At 64.4% G+C, this 18,591-nt stretch carries 17 protein-coding genes; 4 read left to right on the top strand and 13 right to left on the bottom strand.

The window, feature by feature from the left end; translation table 11 throughout:
- The first annotated feature begins 76 nt into the window (after positions 1–76).
- Entirely contained in the window at positions 77–730 is a 654-nt protein-coding gene (locus TZ53_RS19680) for a histidine phosphotransferase family protein (RefSeq protein ID WP_044662436.1), read from the top strand.
- Here TZ53_RS19680 and TZ53_RS19675 read toward each other — a convergent pair.
- The 4 genes from TZ53_RS19675 to map form a co-directional block, all read right to left on the bottom strand.
- Entirely contained in the window at positions 727–1,779 is a 1,053-nt protein-coding gene (locus TZ53_RS19675; protein WP_044662435.1) for an NAD(P)H-dependent flavin oxidoreductase, read from the bottom strand. The two genes, TZ53_RS19680 and TZ53_RS19675, sit on opposite strands and share 4 nt — an antisense overlap.
- 295 nt (positions 1,780–2,074) lie before the next feature.
- On the bottom strand, positions 2,075–3,487 hold the full coding sequence (glnA, locus tag TZ53_RS19670; protein WP_025548834.1) for a type I glutamate--ammonia ligase: 1,413 nt from the start codon (positions 3,485–3,487) through the stop codon (positions 2,075–2,077).
- 96 nt (positions 3,488–3,583) lie between these two features.
- A complete protein-coding gene (locus tag TZ53_RS19665; RefSeq protein WP_007685085.1) occupies positions 3,584–3,922 on the bottom strand; it encodes a P-II family nitrogen regulator in 339 nt (112 codons plus the stop codon).
- A gap of 242 nt (positions 3,923–4,164) precedes the next feature.
- Positions 4,165–4,995, bottom strand: coding sequence for a type I methionyl aminopeptidase (gene map, locus TZ53_RS19660; protein ID WP_025548831.1), 831 nt, complete (start codon positions 4,993–4,995; stop codon positions 4,165–4,167).
- An 80-nt stretch (positions 4,996–5,075) separates the two neighbouring features.
- On the opposite strand from map, the gene TZ53_RS19655 reads away from it, so the two are divergent.
- Entirely contained in the window at positions 5,076–5,837 is a 762-nt protein-coding gene (locus tag TZ53_RS19655; protein WP_025548830.1) for a competence/damage-inducible protein A, read from the top strand.
- Between the two features lie 71 nt (positions 5,838–5,908).
- Here TZ53_RS19655 and TZ53_RS19650 read toward each other — a convergent pair whose 3' ends face one another.
- Genes TZ53_RS19650 through TZ53_RS19620 form a run of 7 tightly spaced genes read right to left on the bottom strand, consistent with a single transcriptional unit; the run spans position 5,909 to position 13,733 of the window.
- Positions 5,909–7,105 (bottom strand): acetyl-CoA C-acetyltransferase, encoded by a 1,197-nt coding sequence (locus TZ53_RS19650; RefSeq protein ID WP_044662434.1) that lies wholly within the window; start codon positions 7,103–7,105, stop codon positions 5,909–5,911.
- Positions 7,106–7,130: 25 nt separating this feature from the next.
- Positions 7,131–8,285 (bottom strand): acyl-CoA dehydrogenase family protein, encoded by a 1,155-nt coding sequence (locus TZ53_RS19645; protein ID WP_044662433.1) that lies wholly within the window; start codon positions 8,283–8,285, stop codon positions 7,131–7,133.
- A 25-nt stretch (positions 8,286–8,310) separates the two neighbouring features.
- On the bottom strand, positions 8,311–9,135 hold the full coding sequence (locus tag TZ53_RS19640; protein WP_044662432.1) for a hypothetical protein: 825 nt from the start codon (positions 9,133–9,135) through the stop codon (positions 8,311–8,313).
- Positions 9,132–10,340 (bottom strand): CoA transferase, encoded by a 1,209-nt coding sequence (locus tag TZ53_RS19635; protein ID WP_044662431.1) that lies wholly within the window; start codon positions 10,338–10,340, stop codon positions 9,132–9,134. The genes TZ53_RS19640 and TZ53_RS19635 overlap by 4 nt, the downstream gene beginning before the upstream one ends.
- Positions 10,341–10,346: 6 nt before the next feature.
- Complete coding sequence (locus TZ53_RS19630) at positions 10,347–11,363, bottom strand: NADP-dependent oxidoreductase (protein WP_044662430.1); 1,017 nt, start codon at positions 11,361–11,363, stop codon at positions 10,347–10,349.
- Positions 11,364–11,373: 10 nt separating this feature from the next.
- Entirely contained in the window at positions 11,374–12,519 is a 1,146-nt protein-coding gene (locus TZ53_RS19625) for an acyl-CoA dehydrogenase family protein (RefSeq protein WP_044662429.1), read from the bottom strand.
- A gap of 32 nt (positions 12,520–12,551) precedes the next feature.
- Complete coding sequence (locus TZ53_RS19620; RefSeq protein WP_044662428.1) at positions 12,552–13,733, bottom strand: acyl-CoA dehydrogenase family protein; 1,182 nt, start codon at positions 13,731–13,733, stop codon at positions 12,552–12,554.
- Between the two features lie 267 nt (positions 13,734–14,000).
- Between TZ53_RS19620 and TZ53_RS19615 the strand changes: the two genes are divergently transcribed.
- Positions 14,001–15,227: a cytochrome P450 gene (locus tag TZ53_RS19615; RefSeq protein WP_044662427.1), complete on the top strand. Its 1,227-nt coding sequence runs from the start codon at positions 14,001–14,003 to the stop codon at positions 15,225–15,227.
- 13 nt (positions 15,228–15,240) lie between these two features.
- Positions 15,241–15,432, top strand: a complete 192-nt coding sequence (locus tag TZ53_RS19610; protein WP_025548817.1) for a ferredoxin — start codon at positions 15,241–15,243, stop codon at positions 15,430–15,432.
- A 122-nt stretch (positions 15,433–15,554) separates the two neighbouring features.
- On the opposite strand, the gene TZ53_RS19605 is transcribed toward TZ53_RS19610, so the two are convergent.
- Together TZ53_RS19605 and TZ53_RS19600 are read right to left on the bottom strand one after the other, a co-directional pair.
- Positions 15,555–17,030, bottom strand: coding sequence for an aldehyde dehydrogenase family protein (locus TZ53_RS19605; protein ID WP_044663166.1), 1,476 nt, complete (start codon positions 17,028–17,030; stop codon positions 15,555–15,557).
- A gap of 10 nt (positions 17,031–17,040) precedes the next feature.
- A complete protein-coding gene (locus tag TZ53_RS19600) occupies positions 17,041–18,426 on the bottom strand; it encodes an MFS transporter (RefSeq protein ID WP_044663165.1) in 1,386 nt (461 codons plus the stop codon).
- Between the last annotated feature and the right edge of the window lie 165 nt (positions 18,427–18,591).

Here is an 18,591-nt window from a genome sequence, read left to right as displayed (position 1 = left end):
GGTTGCATCGCGATGCAGGGCAGCGCATTAGCCGTTCATTCCTTCCTGTTCATTTCTCCGGCGGCAGCGAACCTTCATGACCAATCCGATCGACAGCATCGATTTTGCCAGCCTGCTCTGCTCGCGCCTTTGTCATGACCTTTTGAGCCCGGTCGGCGCGCTCAACAACGGGCTCGAGCTGATGGCGGACGAAACGGACCCGGAAATGCGGCAGCGTTGTCTGGACCTGCTGGCGGACAGCGCGAAGACCTCTGCGAACAAGCTGAAATTCTTCCGCCTGGCCTTCGGTTCGGCGGGCGGCTTTGGCGATGCCGTGCCGACGCATGAGGCGCGGGTCGCGATCGAGGGTATGTTCGCGGCTTCGGGCCGGGTGAAGATCGGCTGGCTGGTCGAGGACGACATGCTGGAAAAGCTGCCGGTGAAGGTGTTGCTGAACCTGGCGCTGATCGCGGGCGATGCGCTCGTGCGGGGCGGCCAGCTCGACATCGGGGCGGAAAAGCGGCCGGGCGTGACGGAGATCGTCGTGCGGGCGGAAGGGCCGAAACTGGTGCTTGATCCCGACCTGCGGGCCGCGCTGGCGGGGACTTTGCCGCCGGAGGGGCTGGCTTCGCGCACGTCGGCGGCTTGGATGGTGCGCACCCTGGTGACGAGCGTCGGCGGGGAGATTGCGCTGTCGCCTGCTGGCGAGCCGATCCTGCTGTTCGGGGCGTCCATTCCCGACGCGCGCTAAGCGCTTTCCTGCATTTCCCTCGCCAGAAGGCTGATCAGCTCGGCGGCGGGCAGGGCGCGAGCCAGCGGTGCACCCTGGCCGGCCCATTGCGCGCCAAAGCCGCCTTCGCCCTTGGCTTTTGCCGCGGCGTTCAGCGCTTTGCCCGCATCATAGGCGATGGGGTAGGCGGGCGGCTGCAATGCTGCCTCGGCGCCCCAGGCGGTGAAGCGATTGGCAAGGCAGCGGGCCAGGCGACCTGAAATGGCGCGGGTCATCGCGGTGTGATGGGCAGCGGGGCTCGTGAGGGCGGCGCGATAGGCTGCGTCGGCGCTGCTTTCCGTGCAGGCGATGAAGGTTGTGCCCAGTTGTGCTGCGACCGCGCCGAGGGCGAGTGCGGCACGAATGCCTTGCCCGTCCATGATGCCGCCCGCTGCGATCACGGGCAGGTCGCATTGGACTGCAAGCAGGCGAGTGAGGGCGAAGGTGCCGAGCTGGTCGTCAGGCGCTTCGGGATTAAAGGCGCCTCGATGGCCTCCTGCCTCATATCCCTGTGCGACTATGGCGTCGATTCCTGCTTCCCGCGCAGCCCGCGCTTCGGCCGGACTGGTGGCGGTTGCGAGGAGGAGGCATCCGGCTCGCTTGAGCGCTGCGATGCTGGTTGGATCGGGCAATCCGAAATGGAAGCTGACGACCGGCGGCGCAAGTTCGACCAAGGTGGCGAGCATTGCGTCGTCCTCCACGAAGCTGCGGTAGATTTCGCGCAGGCCGGTCGGAGGCTGGGCATCATAGGCCTGGAACAGTGGCGTCAGTGCAGCGAGCCAGGCCCCTTCCCTGACGGGGTCGCTGCGCGCGGGCCGATGGGTGAAAAGGTTGACGTTGAAGGGACCGCTGGTCTGGGCGCGGACGGCTTCTATCATGGCGCGGGCACCCGCCGCGTCGGTGGCGCCCACGGCAATGGAGCCAAGCGCTCCTGCATTGGAGACGGCTGCCGCCATGGCGGGCGTAGAGACACCGGCCATCGGCGCCTGGATGATGGGATGGGACAGGCCCAGCGATTCGATGATCGACATGGGATCGATTGTCGGAGTTTTGCGGCGGGCGGGCAATGGGCGGATCTGGGCTGAAGCTGAATTCGCTAATTGTCGCCATCAAGCGCATCATGCTTCTGCAAAGGCAGCGGAATGAGGCAAGTGGCTCATGAGGGCCCTGTCCGGCGCTTGAACACCGTTTGAGCTGTGCGTCGGCCTTCGGAGGAGCATGGCCCGGTTGGATCGGATAATGGCGTTCTGATTCCGTCCACATCCCAAATGAAAAGGGCCCGGTCGCCTGTGCGACCGAGCCCCTTTTTCAACAGTCCCGAATGGATCAGGCGCTGTAGTACATGTCGAATTCCACCGGCGAGGGAGCCATTTCCCAGCGGTACACTTCGGGCCACTTCAGTTCGAGATAGGCCTCGATCTGGTCCTTGGTGAACACGTCGCCCTTCAGCAGGAAGTCGTAGTCGGCGGCCAGCGAGTTCAGCGCTTCACGCAGCGAACCGCAAACGGTCGGCACCTGGCTCAGTTCTTCCGGCGGCAGGTCGTACAGGTTCTTGTCCATCGCGGCGCCGGGATGAATCTTGTTCTCGATGCCGTCAAGGCCGGCCATCAGCAGCGCCGAATAGCACAGATAGGGGTTGGCCATCGCGTCGGGGAAGCGGAATTCGACGCGCTTCGCCTTGGCGCCCGCGCCGTAGGGAATACGGCAGGAGGCCGAGCGGTTGCGGGCCGAATAGGCCAGCAGAACCGGGGCTTCGAAGCCGGGCACCAGACGCTTGTAGCTGTTGGTGGTCGGGTTGGTGAAGGCATTCAGGGCCTTGGCGTGCTTGATGACGCCGCCGATGAAGTAGAGGCAGGTTTCCGAAAGACCGGCATAGCCTTCGCCCGCGAAGAGCGGCTTGCCGCCTTCCCAGATCGACATGTGGGTGTGCATGCCGGAACCGTTGTCCTGCGCGATCGGCTTCGGCATGAAGGTCGCCGTCTTGCCATAGGCCTGGGCGACCATCTGCACGACATATTTGTAAATCTGCATGCGGTCGGCGGTCTGGACCAGCGTACCGAAGGTCAGGCCGAGTTCGTGCTGGGCAGCGGCCACTTCATGGTGGTGCTTGTCGCAGGGCAGGCCCATTTCCAGCATGGTCGACACCATCTCGGCGCGGATGTCGGTGCAGGGATCGACCGGCGCGACGGGGAAATAGCCGCCCTTGGCGCGCGGACGGTGGGCAAGGTTGCCGCCTTCATATTCCTTGCCGGTGTTCGTCGGCAACTCGACATCGTCGATCTTGAAGAAGGATTCATTATAGTCCGAGTTGAAGCGGACATCGTCGAACATGAAGAATTCGGCTTCCGGGCCGACATAGACGGTGTCGCCGAAACCGGCCGACTTGACGAAGGCTTCGGCGCGCTTCGCGGTCGAACGCGGGTCGCGGCTGTAGAGTTCGCCGGTGTCGGGTTCCACGATGTCGCAGAAGATGATGAGCATCGGCGTGGCGCTGAACGGATCGACATAGACGGCGTCCAGGTCGGGCTTCAGGATCATGTCCGACTCGTTGATCGCCTTCCAGCCTTCGATCGACGAACCGTCGAACATCAGGCCCTGGGTCAGTTCATCCTCGCCCAGCACCGAAGACACCATGGTCAGGTGCTGCCACTTGCCCTTGGGATCGGTGAAACGGACATCGACCCATTCGATCTCCTTTTCCTCGATCATCTTCAGGATGTCTTTAGGCGTGTTAGCCATGTGAACCTTGCCCTTCTTTCATGATACCCCCCCGAAGGGGTAAGTTGATGTGGTCAGCCGCCAGACCGCTGAAGCCGGCGAGAAGTTTGGTGAAAATCAGATGGCGTCGCTGTCGCGCTCGCCGGTGCGGATGCGCACCGCACCCTCGATATTGGAAATGAAGATCTTGCCGTCGCCAATGCGGCCGGTCTGCGCCGCGGCAGAGATCGCTTCCACCACCCGTTCGGCGAGCGAATCGTCCACCACGACCTCCAGCTTCACCTTGGGCAGGAAATCCACCACATATTCGGCGCCGCGATAAAGTTCCGTATGGCCCTTCTGGCGGCCGAAACCCTTGGCTTCGGTGACGGTGATGCCCGACACGCCTACTTCGTGCAGCGCTTCCTTCACTTCGTCGAGCTTGAACGGTTTGATGATCGCTTCGATCTTCTTCATCTCTAGATATCCCAACTCAAACGCGCGCCAAGTGGCGGGTATGATCCCGCCCTTCGTCCTGATCGAGCGACGACCGTCATGCCCCCCGAAGGCAAGAGCCGCCTCTCTTCCTAATCAATTACCGTGCCAAATAGCGAATCGCTGGAAACTGCTTTCTGCGATGCAGCAACTTTTGTCCATATTGCCCGGATTTCGGGCAATATCATGATGTGCTGCCCATTTTTTAGGCATGGCTGATATGATCAACGCTGATAGGGCGGCGCGTCGAGACCCGCAGGGCTCCTGGTGAATATCTCGCAACCGGTTTCAGTGATGCCGATGCTGTGTTCGAACTGCGCGGACAGGGTACGGTCGCGCGTGACCGCCGTCCAGCCATCCTCCAGCATCTTCACGCCCGGCTTGCCGATATTGATCATCGGTTCGATGGTGAAGAACATGCCGGGCTTGAGTTCCGGGCCGGTGCCGGGGCGGCCGACATGGACCACCTCCGGGCTGTCATGGAACACGCGGCCCAGGCCGTGGCCGCAGAAATCGCGCACGACGCCATAGCGGTGCTTTTCCGCATGGCGCTGGATGGCATGGCCGATGTCGCCCAGCATATTGCCGGGCTTAGCCTGCTCAATACCCAGCATCAGGCATTCATAGGTGACTTCGACCAGGCGCCGCGCTTTGATCGGGGCTTCGCCGCAAATATACATACGGCTGCTGTCGCCGTGCCAGCCATCGACCAGCGGCGTCACATCGATATTCAATATGTCGCCTTCCTTCAGCTTCTGATCGCCGGGAATGCCGTGGCAGATGACATTGTTGAGCGAGATGCAACAGCTATGGGTGTAGCCGCGATAGCCCAAAGTCGCGGGCACGCCGCCGCCGTCCAGCGTCATGCGGCGGACGATGTCGTCCAGCTCTCCGGTCGTGACGCCCGGCACGACGTGGGGCACCAGCGCGTCCAGTATCTCCGCGGCCAGCCGCCCGGCCTTGCGCATGCCTTCGAAACCGGCCGCGTCATAGAGCTTGATCGCGGTCGAGCGGGAAATCGGCGCGTCCGCCGTCATCGTCATATATTCGGTCATGGACGTGATTATAGGCGGGGATGCCGCATAATGCGAGAGGGCGGCTAGGCAGGGCGCGCGGCAGAAGCTATGGCCAGCCTATGGCCGACCCGACCCGCATATGGACCGCAGCGCTGATCGTGATCGGCGACGAGATTCTCTCGGGCAGGACCCAGGACAAGAATGTGTCGCAGATTGCGACATGGCTGAATGTGCAGGGCATCCGCCTGCGCGAAGTGCGGGTGGTCGCCGATGACAGCGACGCGATCGTGGAAGCGGTGAATGCGCTTCGCGCACGCAACGATTATCTGTTCACGACCGGCGGCATCGGGCCGACCCACGACGATATTACCGTGGACGCCATCGCCGCGGCGCTGGGCGTCGACGTTGAAATCCACCCCGAGGCGCAGGCGATGCTGTCGGCCTATTATGAAACGCGCGGAGGCTTGACCGAGGCGCGTCTGCGCATGGCCCGCGCACCTGCCGGATCAAGCCTGATCGAAAATCGCATGTCGGGCGCTCCGGGCATTCGGCATGGCAATATCTTCATCATGGCCGGCGTGCCGCATATCACCGCCGGGATGCTGGATAGCCTGACGGGGAAGCTGGAGGGGGGGCTGCCGGTGCTGTCCGCCACCATCGGTTGCTGGGTGGCGGAAAGCGAGATCGCCGACCTTCTCGGCGCGACGGAACGGGCGCATGAGGGTTGCCAGATCGGCAGCTATCCCTTCTTCCGCGAGGGGAGGACGGGCGCTAATTTCGTGATCCGCTCAGTCGACGCGGAAGGGCTGGATCGGTGCGTGGCGGACTTGAGCGCCGGGTTGGAGCAGGGCGGCTGGCCGGTGGTGGCCGGGGGAATTTGAGCCGCGCCCCATAGGTGCTTCGGATGGGGAGCGGACATTGACGCTCCCCCTTGGGCGGCCATGCTCCTTTGTCAGGCTCGCTCGAATATGGCGGCCAGACCCTGGCCGCCGCCAATGCACATCGTCTCCAGTCCATAGCGTCCATCGCGTCGCTGCAATTCCCGCAGCAGATTGGCGAGAATCCGTCCGCCCGTAGCCCCGATGGGATGGCCCAGCGAAATGCCCGAGCCATTGACGTTCAGCTTGTCCCGGTCGTCCCAGTTCCAGCCCTTGAGGCAGGCGAGCACCTGTGGCGCGAAGGCTTCGTTGAGTTCGACCAGATCGATGTCTTTCCACCCGAGGCCGGTGCGTGCGAACAGCCGTTCGACCGCCGGAACCGGCCCGATGCCCATGCGCGAGGGGTCGCAGCCCGCCGCCGACCAGCTATGCAGATAGCCCATGGGCGCCAGGCCGAGTTCGCTGAGCTTGTCTTCCGCCACCACGAGGCAGGCCGCCGCCGCGTCATTCTGCTGGCTGGCATTGCCGGCGGTGACGACGCCGTCCTTCTCGATGGGCTTCAGCAGGGCCAGCGATTCCGGCGTGGCGTCGGCGCGGATGCCCTCATCCTTCACGAACATCAGGGGCTCGCCCTTGCGCTGCGGCACTGGGACGGGAACCAGTTCGTCGTCGAACTTGCCCGCTTCCCATGCGGCGGCGGCGCGCTGGTGGCTCATCGCGGCATATTCGTCGCAGGCTTCCCGCGAGATGTCATAATCCCTGGCGAGATTGTTCGCCGTCTCGATCATGCCGCTGATGATGCCATAGCGTTCGATCGGCTGGGACATCACCCGGCCCCGCGTCAGGCGGTCGTGGAACTGGGTCGAGCCGGACCGGGCGCCCCAGCGATGATCGATCGAATAATATTCGACGTTCGACATGCTTTCCACGCCGCCCGCGATCACCATGTCCGCGGCGCCGGTCTGGATACGCATGGCGGCGTCGATCACCGCCTGAAGTCCGGAGCCGCAGCGCCGGTCGAGCTGCACGCCGGGAATGGATTCGGGCAGCCCCGCCGCCAGCGCCGACCAGCGGCCGATGCAGGGCGCCTCGCCATTGCCATAGCCCTGGCTGAACACCACGTCGTCGATCCGCTCGGGGTCGATCCTGGTGCGATCCACCAGCGCCTTGATGATGATGGCGCCCAGATCGCCCGCCGTCATCGACTTGAGCGACCCGCCATATTTGCCGACGGCGGTGCGGATGGGGGCGACGATGGCGGCTCTGCGCATGGGGATAAGTCCTTCGGATGAAAAATCAGCGGGCGGATTCGGCCTGGCGGATCATCTGCCTGGCGATGATGGTCTGCTGGATCTGGCTGGTGCCTTCATAGATGCGCAGCAGACGGACATCGCGATAGAAGCGCTCCACCTTATATTCGGCCATATAGCCGGCGCCGCCATAGATTTGCACGGCGCGGTCCGCGATCCGGCCCACAGCTTCAGATGCATGATATTTGAGCGCGGCGCATTCCAGGCTGACGGGCTCGCCCGCGTCGAACTGCGCCGCGACCGACTGCATCAGCGCTTCGGTGGTCAGCATGTCGACCTTCATGTCGGCCAGCATGCCCTGGACAAGCTGGAAGTCGGCGATGCGCTGGCCGAACTGCTTGCGCTCCAGCGCATAGGAGAGCGCCATGTCGATCAGCCGCTGGCACATGCCGAGCGAGACGGCCGCGATATGGATGCGTCCGCGATCCAGCACCTTCATCGCGGTCTTGAAGCCGCGCCCGGGAACGCCGCCGATGATGGCGCTCGCTGGCACGACCACATCGTCCAGGATGACGTCCGTGGTGATCGACCCCTTCTGCCCCATTTTCTTTTCGGGCTTGCCGAAGCTGATGCCGGGCGTGCTGGCGGGCAGGATGAAGGCGGAGATGCCCGCCGCGCCCTTCACATCGGGCTCCGTGCGCGCCATCAGCGTGAAGACGCTCGCGCGGGGGGCATTGGTGATGTAGCGCTTGGTGCCGCTGATGCGGTAATTGTCGCCGTCCCTGATCGCGACCGTGCGCAGCGAACCCGCGTCGGAACCCGCCTCCGGCTCTGTCAGGCCGAAGCTGGCGATGGCTTCGCCGGTCGCGAATTTGGGCAGCCATTCGCGCTTCTGCTCCTCGGTGCCGTCCATGACGATGCCCTGGCTGCCGATGCCGACCGTGGTGCCGATGACGGAGCGGAACACGACCGAGGCGCGGGTGATCTCCCGGATGATCGCCGCTTCCTCCGCCATGGTGCAGCCAAGGCCGCCAAATTCCTCCGGCACGGAAAGGCCGAACAGGCCCATGTCGCGCATCTGCTGGATGATGCTTTCGGGGACGGCGTCGGCCTCCTCGACCGCATCTTCGGCGGGGATCAGCTTTTCCGCGACGAAGCGCTGGACGGTGGTGCGGAACAGGTCGAACGTCTCGGCGTCCATCTCGAAAAACTCCTCTCTCAGAACTTCAATAAGCGACGTCCGCCACCATGGCGTCCATGCCGTCGCAGCGAATGGCGCGGAAGCGACCGCCCTCATCCTCGCGCAGCAGCACGCTCTGGCCGCAAAAGACCGGGGCGACGGCGCGGAAGGAGAAGCGGCTGGGCATGCGCCCTCCGTTGCGGGCTTGGCCGAACAGCTTGGCGGCGGTGAAGGGACCGTGGATCACCAGCCCCGGATAACCTTCGTCCGCGCAAGCATAGGGCAGGTCGTAATGGATGCGATGGCTGTTGAAGGTCACGGCGGAAAAGCGGAACAGATCGACCGTGGACGGCGTCCAGACAGCGTCCTTCTCCTCCGAGGGGAATGGGGCCGGAACGATGGCGGGAGTCGCGCCGCCTGCATCGCGATAGACGATGGTCTGGGTCTCGCGCACGCATTCATCGCCCCCCTGGACGATGCGATGGTCCACGGTCAGCAGGATCAGCTCGCCGCTGCGTCCCGATTTATGCGCGACATCGCGCACGGTGGAGATGCGGGTCGCCTCCCTGTCGAGCAGCAGAGAGGGACCGAATGCCATGTCCGATGCCGCGAACATGCGGCGGGGCAGGCTGACCGGGGGCAGGAAGCCTCCGCGTCTGGGGTGGCCGTCGGGACCGATCCGGTCCGCTGCGGCGACGGGCAGGAAGAAGGCCCAATGGGCGAGGGACGGCTGGATTTCCCCGACGTTCAGCGGTTCGCCTATGGCGGCTGCAAAGCGGGTGAGCGCCTGACTATCCAGAATTTCAGTGCGGCTTTCTGTCTTGCCGATCCAGCTGCGCCAATGGGCGATGTCGGCTTCGGTCACGGTCATGCCACCAGCCCTTCATCATGCAGCCGTCCGATCGCGCCGCTGTCCAGGCCCAGTACGGTGGCGAGCACTTCGTCGGTATGTTGCCCCAGTTTCGGCGCGATGGCGACGGGACCGCGCGCTTCGTTCGCCAGCGTGCCGGCCGGACCGGATGTCGGATAGCTGAGGCCGCTCGGATGGGTCAGTGTTTCGAACAGCGGATTGGCGGTGAACAGGCGCGCGTCGGTCGTCACCGCCCGATGCAGCGTCTGATATTCGCCCCAGGTGACGCCGCCCGCGTCGAAGGCGGGTTTCAGCGCTTCGGCCGTGCGGCCTGCGAAGGCAACCTCGAACAGCGGGAAGAGGCGGGCGCGGTGGGTGAAGCGGGCGCCTTCATCCCTGGCGAAGCTGGTCCCAAGTTCCGTTTCGATGGCGGCCACCGCATCGCTGAGGTCCAGCGTCTTGAGCAGGCCGCTCCACTGGCGCGGCGTGATGGCGACGACGATCAGCCGCTTGCCGTCAGCCGTGATGAAATCGCGTCCGAAGGCGCCGAACAGGTCATTGCCCATGCGGGGGCGGTCTCCGGCGGACAGCACTTCCGCCACCGAACCCAGATGCGACAGGCTGGACGCCGCCAGATCGGACAGGGGAACGCGGATTTCCGCGCCCTGGCCGCTGGTCCTGCGGCGGAGGAGGGCCGACGTCAGCGCGAAGGCGGCATAGGCTCCGCCCAGCAAATCCCACGCCGGCAGCACATGGTTGACGGGCCGTTCGTCATCGGCCGGCCCCGTCATCTGCGGCACGCCGACCGCCGCGTTGATCGTATAGTCGACCGCTGGCGATCCGTCAGCCCAGCCCATCACCCGGACGGTGATGATGTCGGCGCGCCTCGCCGCCAGCGCTTCGTGGCTGAGGAAACCCTTCACCGGATAGTTGGTGAGGAACAGCCCGGCATTGTCGCCCGGCGCCGTCGCCAGCGCCACGGCCAGTTCGCGGCCTTCGGGACGGCCAAGGTCGATGGCGATGGATTTCTTGCCCTTGTTCAGCCCCTCCCAATAGAGGCTGTCCCCACTGGCCGCGACCGGCCAGCGGCGGTAGTCCGGACCGCCGCCAATGGCGTCGAAGCGGATCACTTCCGCGCCCATCTGAGCGAGGTGCAGGCCACAGGATGGCCCAGCTATGAAGGCGGCGCCTTCGACGACGCGCAGGCCTTTCAGCAAATCATACATGCAGTTTCACCCCAGGAATCCGACAAGGGTCCGACCGATATTCGCGCCGGTGAACAGACCCCAAAAGGCATCCAGCGCCTTGTCGATCCCTTCATAGACCGTTTCCGCCGAAGCCATTTGCCCCGCGGCGTTCCAGGCCGTCATCCGCTCCACCATCTCGCTCTCAAGGTCCATATGGTCGAGTGCGATGAAGCCTTCCATGCGGATGCGCTTGGTCATGATCATGGTCAGGTTGCGCGGTACGGTCGGCGCATCGGTGACGTTATATTGGGAGATCATCCCGCACACCGCGAAACGGGCGAAATTATGAGCCAGCGACAGCGCGGCCTGCAAATGATCGCCGCCGACATTTTCGAAATAAACGTCGATGCCCGTCGCGCCGATCGCCTTGACCTCACGGGCGAGCGCTTTGGTGAGGTTCGGCTCCGCCTTGTAATCGATGGCGGCGTCGACCTTCAGCACATCGCGCAGGAAGGCGGTCTTTTCCGGGCCGCCCGCCGATCCGATTACCTTGCATCCGGTGTTGCGGGCGATCTGGCAGGCTATCGAGCCGACCGCACCGGACGCTGCCGAGACGAATACGACCTCGTCAGGTTGCAGCCGTGCGATCCGCATCAGCCCGGCATAGGCCGTCAGGCCCGGCATCCCGGCGAAACAGAGCCAGGCCTGGGTGGGGAGGGCGCTCCTGTCCCGCTGCTGAAGCGCACTGGCAGGGGCGTTGAAAACCTCCCGCCATCCAAGGCGGGAGAAGACGAGATCGCCCGGCGCGAAGACCGGATCATTGGAAGCGATGACCTCTCCGATCGCCGGCCCCTCCATCGGCGCATCGAGCGCGAAGGGCGGGACATAGCTCTTGGCGTCGCTCATCCGCCCGCGCATGGCGGGATCGACCGCCATCCACAGGTTGCGGACCTGCACTTCGCCCGGACCGGGCGGCGGTGCGTCGACCGTGACCATGGCGAAGTCTTCCGCGACCGGCGTGCCGATCGGGCGGCGCTTCAGGTGGATTTCACGCGATTGCATGCCGGTCGCCTCAATAGCCGTTGAGCCGCGCCCAGCGCTCGCGATGCCAGGCGGTCGAGCCATAGCATTGCGCCGCCACCCGCGCCCGCTTCAGATAAAGTCCCGCATCATGCTCATGGGTCATGCCGATGCCGCCGTGAAGCTGGACCATCTGGGATGAAATACCGTGCAGCGTTTCCCCAACGGTCGCCTTGGCCAGGGAGGCGAGGGCGGGGAGGGCGGGATCGTTCGCGTCCATGGCGTCCAGCGCCGCCTCCACAGCCGATCGGGCGAGCTGCAGTTCCCCGAACATCTCCGCCGCGCGATGCTGCAAGGCCTGGAAGGAGCCGATGACTGCGCCGAACTGCACCCGCGTCTTGAGATAATCGAGCGTGGTGTCGAAGGCCTGGGACGCATTGCCCAGCATTTCCGCCGCTAGGCCGATGGCCGCCCGGTCGAACAAACTGTCGAGCAGGTCGATACCCTTGCCCACTTCGCCCAATACGGCGTCAGCGCTCACCGTCACATTGTCGAAGCTGAAGAGAGCGGGCCGCCGCGCGTCGATCTGGTCCAGCGCTTCCCGCGAGAGGCCGGGCGTATCGCTTTCCACCAGGAACAGGGTGATCCCGTCCCTGTCGCCAGGGAGGCCATGGGTGCGCGCCGCGACGATGGCGAAGGTCGCCGCCATGCCATCCTGCACGGGCCGCTTGATGCCGTTCAGCACCCACCCGTCGCCCACCGCCATGGCGGCGAGCGCGATCTTCTCGCGCTCATGCTGCGACCCTTCCTCCGCCGCGAGCGTGCCTATGGCCGATCCGTCGGCAATGCCCGGCAGCCAGCGCGCCTGTTGCGCCTCCGTCCCGCCCAGCCGCAGCGCCGATGCCGCCACCAGCGCCGAACTCAGCAGCGGCGAAGCGCCTAATGTCCGACCCAGTTCTTCCAGCACCAGTCCCATGCTGCGACAGCCGAAATCGGAGCCGCCCTGCGCCTCCGGCACCAAAATGCCCGTCCAGCCCATCTGGGCCATTTCCGTCCAGGCCGCCGGATCGAAACCCTCCGCATCCGGCCGGCCGCCACCATCATGGCCATAGAGCGACCGCAGCGCCGTCACGGGCAGGCGATCACGCACCCATTCCGCCGCCATGTCCCTCAGCATCTGCTGTTCTTCGTTCAGCATCCTCCCGATCCCATCCTTATTCGTCTCTTTTGTCAGGCCGGCAGATCCAGCGTGCGCTTCGCCGTGATGTTGTTCTGGACTTCATAACTGCCGCCGTAGATCGAGAAGGCCTTGCTATGCAGCCAGGCGCGCGTCGCTTCCCGTTCCGCGTCGGTATAATGTTCGCCCGACCAGCCGAGTCCGTTCGCGCCCATCAGTTCGACCAGAAGTTCCGCCCTTTCCTGGATGATACCGGACCAGAGATTCTTTAGAGCCGAGACCCCATTGCTGGGACCGCCGCTTTTCGCCTCCCGCGTCAGGCGCGCAACCGTCGCCAGATAGGCTTCGTGCCGCATGGCGTTGCGGACCATGCGCACCCTGAGGTCGGGATTGTCGATCCGTCCCATGCTGTCCGTGCCGCAATATTCATGAGCTAGCGGCGCCAGCGGCGTAATCTCCGCCTTCACATCCGACAGGCTGTTGCGTTCGAACTGGAGCAGGCGCTTGGCGATAGCCCAGCCCTGATTGACTTCGCCAACCAGATTGCCCTTGGGCACTTTCACATCGTTGAAGAAGACTTCGCAGAAATGGGTCGATCCGCTGATGAGGACGATAGGGCGGGTTTCGATCCCCTCGGATTTCATGTCGATCAGCAGGAAGCTGATGCCGCCCTGCTTTCGGCTGGTGTCGGTGCGGACGAGGGCGAAGCACCAGTCGGCCTGGTCGGCGCCCGATGTCCAGATCTTCTGCCCGTTGACCAGCCAATGATCGCCCATGTCGATGCATTTGGTCTGGAGCGAAGCAAGGTCGGACCCTGCGCCCGGTTCCGAAAATCCCTGGCACCAGCGCCGTTCATTGGTGGCGATGAAGGGCAGATGCTCCAGCTTCTGTTCCTCGCTGCCATATTCCAGCAGCGTCGGGCCCAGCATCATCGTGCCGTAGCTGCGGATCGGATTGAAACCGCCGATCGCAGCCAGTTCCTGCCCGATGATCTTGGCCTGCGCCTCGCTAAGGCCGGCGCCTCCATAGCGCGGTTCCCAGGTGGGCACGCCCCACCGCTTTTCCGCCATGCGTTCGCGCCACAGGCGCCAGTCGGCATTGGATTCCGCCGCATGCCGGTCGCTGACGAAGTGAATGGATGGAGCATTGGTCAGCGAAGGCGGGAAATTCGCCCGCAGCCATGCGCGCGCTTCCTGCCGGAACGACTGCGCTTCCATTCCATCCCACTCGGCCATGCACCCTGTCCCTGTTTCCCGCAAAAGCCACGCGGCCTTCCGATGGAGCATCCCGCCTCCATGACCGAATCCTTATGCCAATTCTGCACCGCTGGCTAGGTATAAATTGCACAGGTGGGTAAAATTAGTCGCATCTTCATTGATCATGACCGTGATGGTTGACAGCTTTGCCACAGGTCATAAACTATACTCAAATGCAAAATTGATAAGATCAGCCGCAGCCTTGCGATTCGGCGGCGGGCGGCTCGTACATAGGAGAGCGCGCATATGGAGACCTTCGCGGCCCGACCCATTCCGGCGCATGTTCCGCCCGATATGGTCGGCGATTTCAGCCTGTTTTCCTCGCCCGGCATGCAGCCGACGCCCAATGGCGATCCGCAGGCGGCCGCCGCCGTCGTGCATCAGGGTCCGCGCATCTTCTATTCGCCGGTCAACACCCGCGACGGGCGCGGCACATGGGTCATCACCCGCGCGCAGGATCAGCGGAAGGTGTTGCAGGACCCGGAAACCTTCTCCAGCCATCGCAGCATCTTCGCCTCCGCCCTGGGGGAAAGCTGGCCGATGATCCCGCTGGAACTGGACCCCCCGGACCATGGCAAGTTCCGCTCGCTGCTCAACCCGCTGCTCTCGCCCAAGCGGGTGATGGCACTTGAAAGCGCCGTGCGGGAACGGGCGATCTTCCTGATCGACAGGATCGCGGCGGCGGGCACCAGTTGCCATGTCATGGAGGATTTCGCCTTTCCCTTCGCGGTGAACATCTTCCTGCGCTTCCTTGGGCTGTCCGACGATCGGCTGGATGAATTCGTCCGCTGGGCGAACGCACTGCTGCATGGCGACAATGTCCAGCGTCCCGCCGCCGCGCGGACCATCATCGGCTTCATCGACGAATTGTCCGCCGAACGGCGCAGGCGGCCGGTCGATGACTTCATGTCCTTCCTGGTGCAGTCGAAGATCGATGACCGGCCGCTGACCGACATGGAAATTCGCGGTACCGGCGTGCTGCTGTTCATCGCAGGGCTGGATACGGTGGCGGCCGCCATAGGCTTCGACCTCAACTATCTGGCGCGGCATATGGACGACCAGCAATTGCTGCGCAGCGATCCGTCACGGATCGTGCTGGCGGCGGAGGAACTGCTGCGCGCCTATCCCACCGTGCAGATGATCCGCGTGGCGACCCGGGACATCGATTTCGAAGGCGCGCCGATCCGCCGGGGCGACTATGTGTCCTGCGCGACGATGATCGCCAATCGCGACCCGCTGGAATTCCCGCATCCCGAAAGGATCGACCTTGCGCGGGAGGATAATCGCCACACCGCCTTCGCCTATGGCCCGCACCGCTGCCTGGGATCGCATCTCGCCCGGCGGGAGATCGTGGTCGGGCTGGAGGAATGGCTGAAGCGCATTCCGCCCTTCCGCATCAAGCAAGGCACGGCGCCGGTCACTTTCGGCGGGCATGTGTTCGGCATCGAAAATCTGGTCCTCGACTGGTCCTGAGGAGGGACTTTCCATGAAAATCATCGTGCACAATGACAAATGCCAGGGCCATGCGCGTTGCTGGGCCATGGCGCCGAATATCTTCGAGCTGGACGATGAGGGCTATATCAAGCCCGGCGACATCGACGTGGCGGAGGCGGATGAGAAGCTTGCCTGGAAGGGTGCGAAATCCTGCCCGGAAAGGGCGCTGGAAATCGGCAAGTGAACCGGAGGCAGGGAAGGGGGCGCTCCTGCTGAGGCAGGGGGCGGTTCCGGCGACAGGACTGGGCTGCCGCGAGCCCCCCATCTCGCTCCAATGCCTTCGCGGGAGCGGGAAGGGGCTCCAGCTTATGTCCTGATCCACACGCCCTTGGTCTGCAAATAGGCGTCGATATGTTCGGCGCCGCCCTCCCGTCCGAAACCGCTCATCTTGTAGCCGCCAAAGGGGACGGACGGGTCCATCGCGAAATAATGGTTGACCCAGATCGACCCCGCCCGGATGCGCTTCACCGCCGTCATGGCCTTGCCGATGTCCTTCGTCCACACGCCGCCCGCCAGGCCGAAGCGCGTCGCATTGGCGCGAGCGATCACCTCGTCGAAATCGTCGAACGGCATGATGCAGGAGACAGGGCCGAAAATCTCCTCCCGCGCGATCCGCATCTCATCCTTCACATCGGCAAAGATGGTGGGCGCGACCCAATGGCCCTTGTCGAAGGCGCCGCCCGTCACGCGCTCGCCGCCCGTCACGAGCCGCGCGCCTTCCATCGGCCCCAGTTCGAGATAGGAGGAGACGCGGGCATATTGCCTGGCCGACACCAGCGGACCGATCTGGGTGTCGGTGTCGAGGCTGGGGCCGATCTTCAGAGCCTTCGCGAAGGCGGCGATGCGCTGGACCATGTCCTCATAGACAGGACGTTCCACGAACAGTCGCGTGCCGGCCGCACAGACCTGACCCGAATTGTTGAATACCCCCATCGCCGCTGCTGGCGTAGCCATGTCGAGATCGGCATCGGCGAAGATGATGTTGGGCGACTTGCCGCCCAGTTCCATCGTCACCTTTTTCACGGTCCCGGCGGAAGCGGCGATGATCCTCTGGCCGGTCTCGCAGGAGCCGGTGAAGGCGATCTTGTCCACATCGGGATGCGCGGACAGGGCGCCTCCGGTTTCGCCCGCGCCGGTCACGACATTGACGACGCCCGGCGGCACACCCGCCTCCAGGCACAGTTCCCCGAAGCGGAGCGGGCTGAGCGATGCATCTTCTGCGGGTTTCAGGACGATGGCGCAGCCGGTCGCGAGTACAGGCCCGACCTTCCACGCCGCGCTGAACAGCGGGCCGTTCCATGGGATGATCGCACCCACCACGCCCACCGGCTCGCGCAGCGTGTAGGACAGCAGGTCCACCGGGAAGCTGTTGGACAACGTCTCCCCATGGATCGCCGTTGCGGCCCCCGCAAAATGACGCAGCGAACGTTGCAGCATGCCCCGCAATCCACGAGCAGCCGTGATCGGGCGGCCCATTTCGATGCAGTCGAGCAAAGCGAGATCGTCGAACTCCGCATCCACCAGATCGGCCAGCTTCAACAGCACAGCCTGCCGCTCGGCCGGTTTGAAACGGCTCCATGGCCCTTCAAAGGCGGCGCGGGCGGCGCGGACGGCGCGGTCCACATCTTCCGCGCCCGCCAGCGCCAGTTCGGCCACCAGTTCGCCGGTCGATGGGCTGAAACTCTGGAACGTCTCGCCGGACAGGGCGTCGACAGGCCTGCCGTCGATCAGCAGCTTTTTGGGCTTGCCGTCGATGAAGGTGGGGCGGCGTGTCTCTATCATCGGATCATCCTCAAGCAATGGCTTCATGGGCGCGCCGCATCGAGGCGCGACCGAAGGCGAAAAGAAGCGCGGCGGGCAGCAGCACGCAGAACACGCTGATGACGAGCGACAGGCCGACCTTCATCTCGTCGCCCAGCAGCTTGTCGGTGACAAGGCCGATGAAGGCAGGCCCGCCCGCCATGGCGATCAGGCCGGACGCCAGCACATAGAGCGCCGACACGCGCCCGCGCAGATATTGCGGCGTCACCACCTGCACCGTGGCAGGCCCCATGCTGGAGGTGGAGAGGATCAGCGCCATGAAGCACCAGTAGCAGGCGACGGTCGTCCAGGGGCTGCTGACCAGAAAGGCGGCGATGCCGAAGGGCGCCGAGGCCAGCACCGTCAGCAGGCACCAGAACAGATGGGCGTCGCGCTTCCCCCGGCGATAGAGCCGGTCGACTGTCCAGCCATGCAGCGGGATCATCGCCGCCGCCCCGATCTGGGCGAGGCCGATGACCGGCCCGATCCGTCCCGGTTCCCAGCCATGAACCCGCGCAAGATAGACCGGCGTCCACAGCTGGAAACCGATGGTGGCGGCATAGGCCAGGCCGAAGCCGACAAAGGTCGCCAGATAGAGCGGCATATATTCGCGCATGAAGGCCCATGCCTCGCCATAGCCCGCGCCCGCGCTGATCGCCCTGCGCCGGGGCGGTTCGCGAAAGGCGAAGACCAGGAAGGCGAGCGCTATGCCGGGCGCGCCGGTCATGATGAACACCTGTTGCCAGGGTTGCAGCAACCCGAAGACCGGCCAATCGGCGGGGCCGGCCTTCATCGCGGCGGCGACGATCGGGCCGCCGAACAGGAACACGATGCCCGCGCCCATCACCCCGCCCATGATGAAGACGGACATGGCGAGCGAAACCTTGTGCGGCGGGAAGCTGTCCCCGACCACCGAATAGCTGCCGGTGCCGAAGCCCGACTCGCCCGCGCCGACGCCTGCCCGTGCCATGGCGAGCGCCGCGAAGCTGCCGGCAAGGCCGCAACTCGCCGCCGCGATACTCCACACCGTCACCGACAGATAAAGGACGACTCGGCGGCTGAAGCGGTCCAGCGCCATGCCCAGCGGAATCGCGCACAGACAGAAGAGAATGGCGAAGGCCGGTCCTTGCAACAGGCTGATCTGGAGGTCCGACAGGCCCAGGTCCTTTTTGATCGGCCCGACCATGAGGGCCATGATGTTTCGGTCGGTCAGTGATAATATGTACAGCAGGAACAGGATCGCCACGGTCAGCCAGCCCATCAGGGGCGAAGGATAGGCGGCCTGTTCGGGGAGAGGTGAGGCGATGTTGGCTTCGACATCTCCGTGCGCGCCGCCTGATCCTGACGATGACGCCATCGTCGCGGAAATCTGCGTCATGGTTGCGCTGCCCCGTCGCAAATGGCGCTGTCTGACTGACGATCATGCGGCAAGGCCACTCTCCCTATCTCTCGGCCCTGTAGCGCCCGGCACGGTCTGCCGGCGCACTGCCGCTCCAGCCATTATAACGCACATTTCTGCACAGTGGGTCAATATATGTTCGTG

Source organism: Sphingobium sp. YBL2 (genome assembly GCF_000943805.1).
Taxonomy (GTDB): domain Bacteria; phylum Pseudomonadota; class Alphaproteobacteria; order Sphingomonadales; family Sphingomonadaceae; genus Sphingobium; species Sphingobium fuliginis.
Note: the sequence above shows the minus strand (reverse complement) of the source record. Positions and strands in the feature narration are given on the sequence as shown.

Bases quoted from the DNA above. Each gene is read 5' to 3' on its own strand.
- TZ53_RS19645 (WP_044662433.1), bottom strand. From the start codon at position 8,285: ATGGACGCCGAGACGTTCGACCTGTTCCGCACCACCGTCCAGCGCTTC.
- TZ53_RS19610 (WP_025548817.1), top strand. From the start codon at position 15,241: ATGAAAATCATCGTGCACAATGACAAATGCCAGGGCCATGCGCGTTGC.
- TZ53_RS19620 (WP_044662428.1), bottom strand. From the start codon at position 13,733: ATGGCCGAGTGGGATGGAATGGAAGCGCAGTCGTTCCGGCAGGAAGCG.
- TZ53_RS19600 (WP_044663165.1), bottom strand. From the start codon at position 18,426: ATGACGCAGATTTCCGCGACGATGGCGTCATCGTCAGGATCAGGCGGC.
- TZ53_RS19650 (WP_044662434.1), bottom strand. From the start codon at position 7,105: ATGCGCAGAGCCGCCATCGTCGCCCCCATCCGCACCGCCGTCGGCAAA.
- TZ53_RS19675 (WP_044662435.1), bottom strand. From the start codon at position 1,779: ATGTCGATCATCGAATCGCTGGGCCTGTCCCATCCCATCATCCAGGCG.
- TZ53_RS19665 (WP_007685085.1), bottom strand. From the start codon at position 3,922: ATGAAGAAGATCGAAGCGATCATCAAACCGTTCAAGCTCGACGAAGTG.
- map (WP_025548831.1), bottom strand. From the start codon at position 4,995: ATGACCGAATATATGACGATGACGGCGGACGCGCCGATTTCCCGCTCG.
- TZ53_RS19635 (WP_044662431.1), bottom strand. From the start codon at position 10,340: ATGTATGATTTGCTGAAAGGCCTGCGCGTCGTCGAAGGCGCCGCCTTC.
- TZ53_RS19630 (WP_044662430.1), bottom strand. From the start codon at position 11,363: ATGCAATCGCGTGAAATCCACCTGAAGCGCCGCCCGATCGGCACGCCG.
- TZ53_RS19655 (WP_025548830.1), top strand. From the start codon at position 5,076: ATGGCCGACCCGACCCGCATATGGACCGCAGCGCTGATCGTGATCGGC.
- TZ53_RS19615 (WP_044662427.1), top strand. From the start codon at position 14,001: ATGGAGACCTTCGCGGCCCGACCCATTCCGGCGCATGTTCCGCCCGAT.
- TZ53_RS19625 (WP_044662429.1), bottom strand. From the start codon at position 12,519: ATGCTGAACGAAGAACAGCAGATGCTGAGGGACATGGCGGCGGAATGG.
- glnA (WP_025548834.1), bottom strand. From the start codon at position 3,487: ATGGCTAACACGCCTAAAGACATCCTGAAGATGATCGAGGAAAAGGAG.
- TZ53_RS19605 (WP_044663166.1), bottom strand. From the start codon at position 17,030: ATGATAGAGACACGCCGCCCCACCTTCATCGACGGCAAGCCCAAAAAG.
- TZ53_RS19640 (WP_044662432.1), bottom strand. From the start codon at position 9,135: ATGACCGTGACCGAAGCCGACATCGCCCATTGGCGCAGCTGGATCGGC.
- TZ53_RS19680 (WP_044662436.1), top strand. From the start codon at position 77: ATGACCAATCCGATCGACAGCATCGATTTTGCCAGCCTGCTCTGCTCG.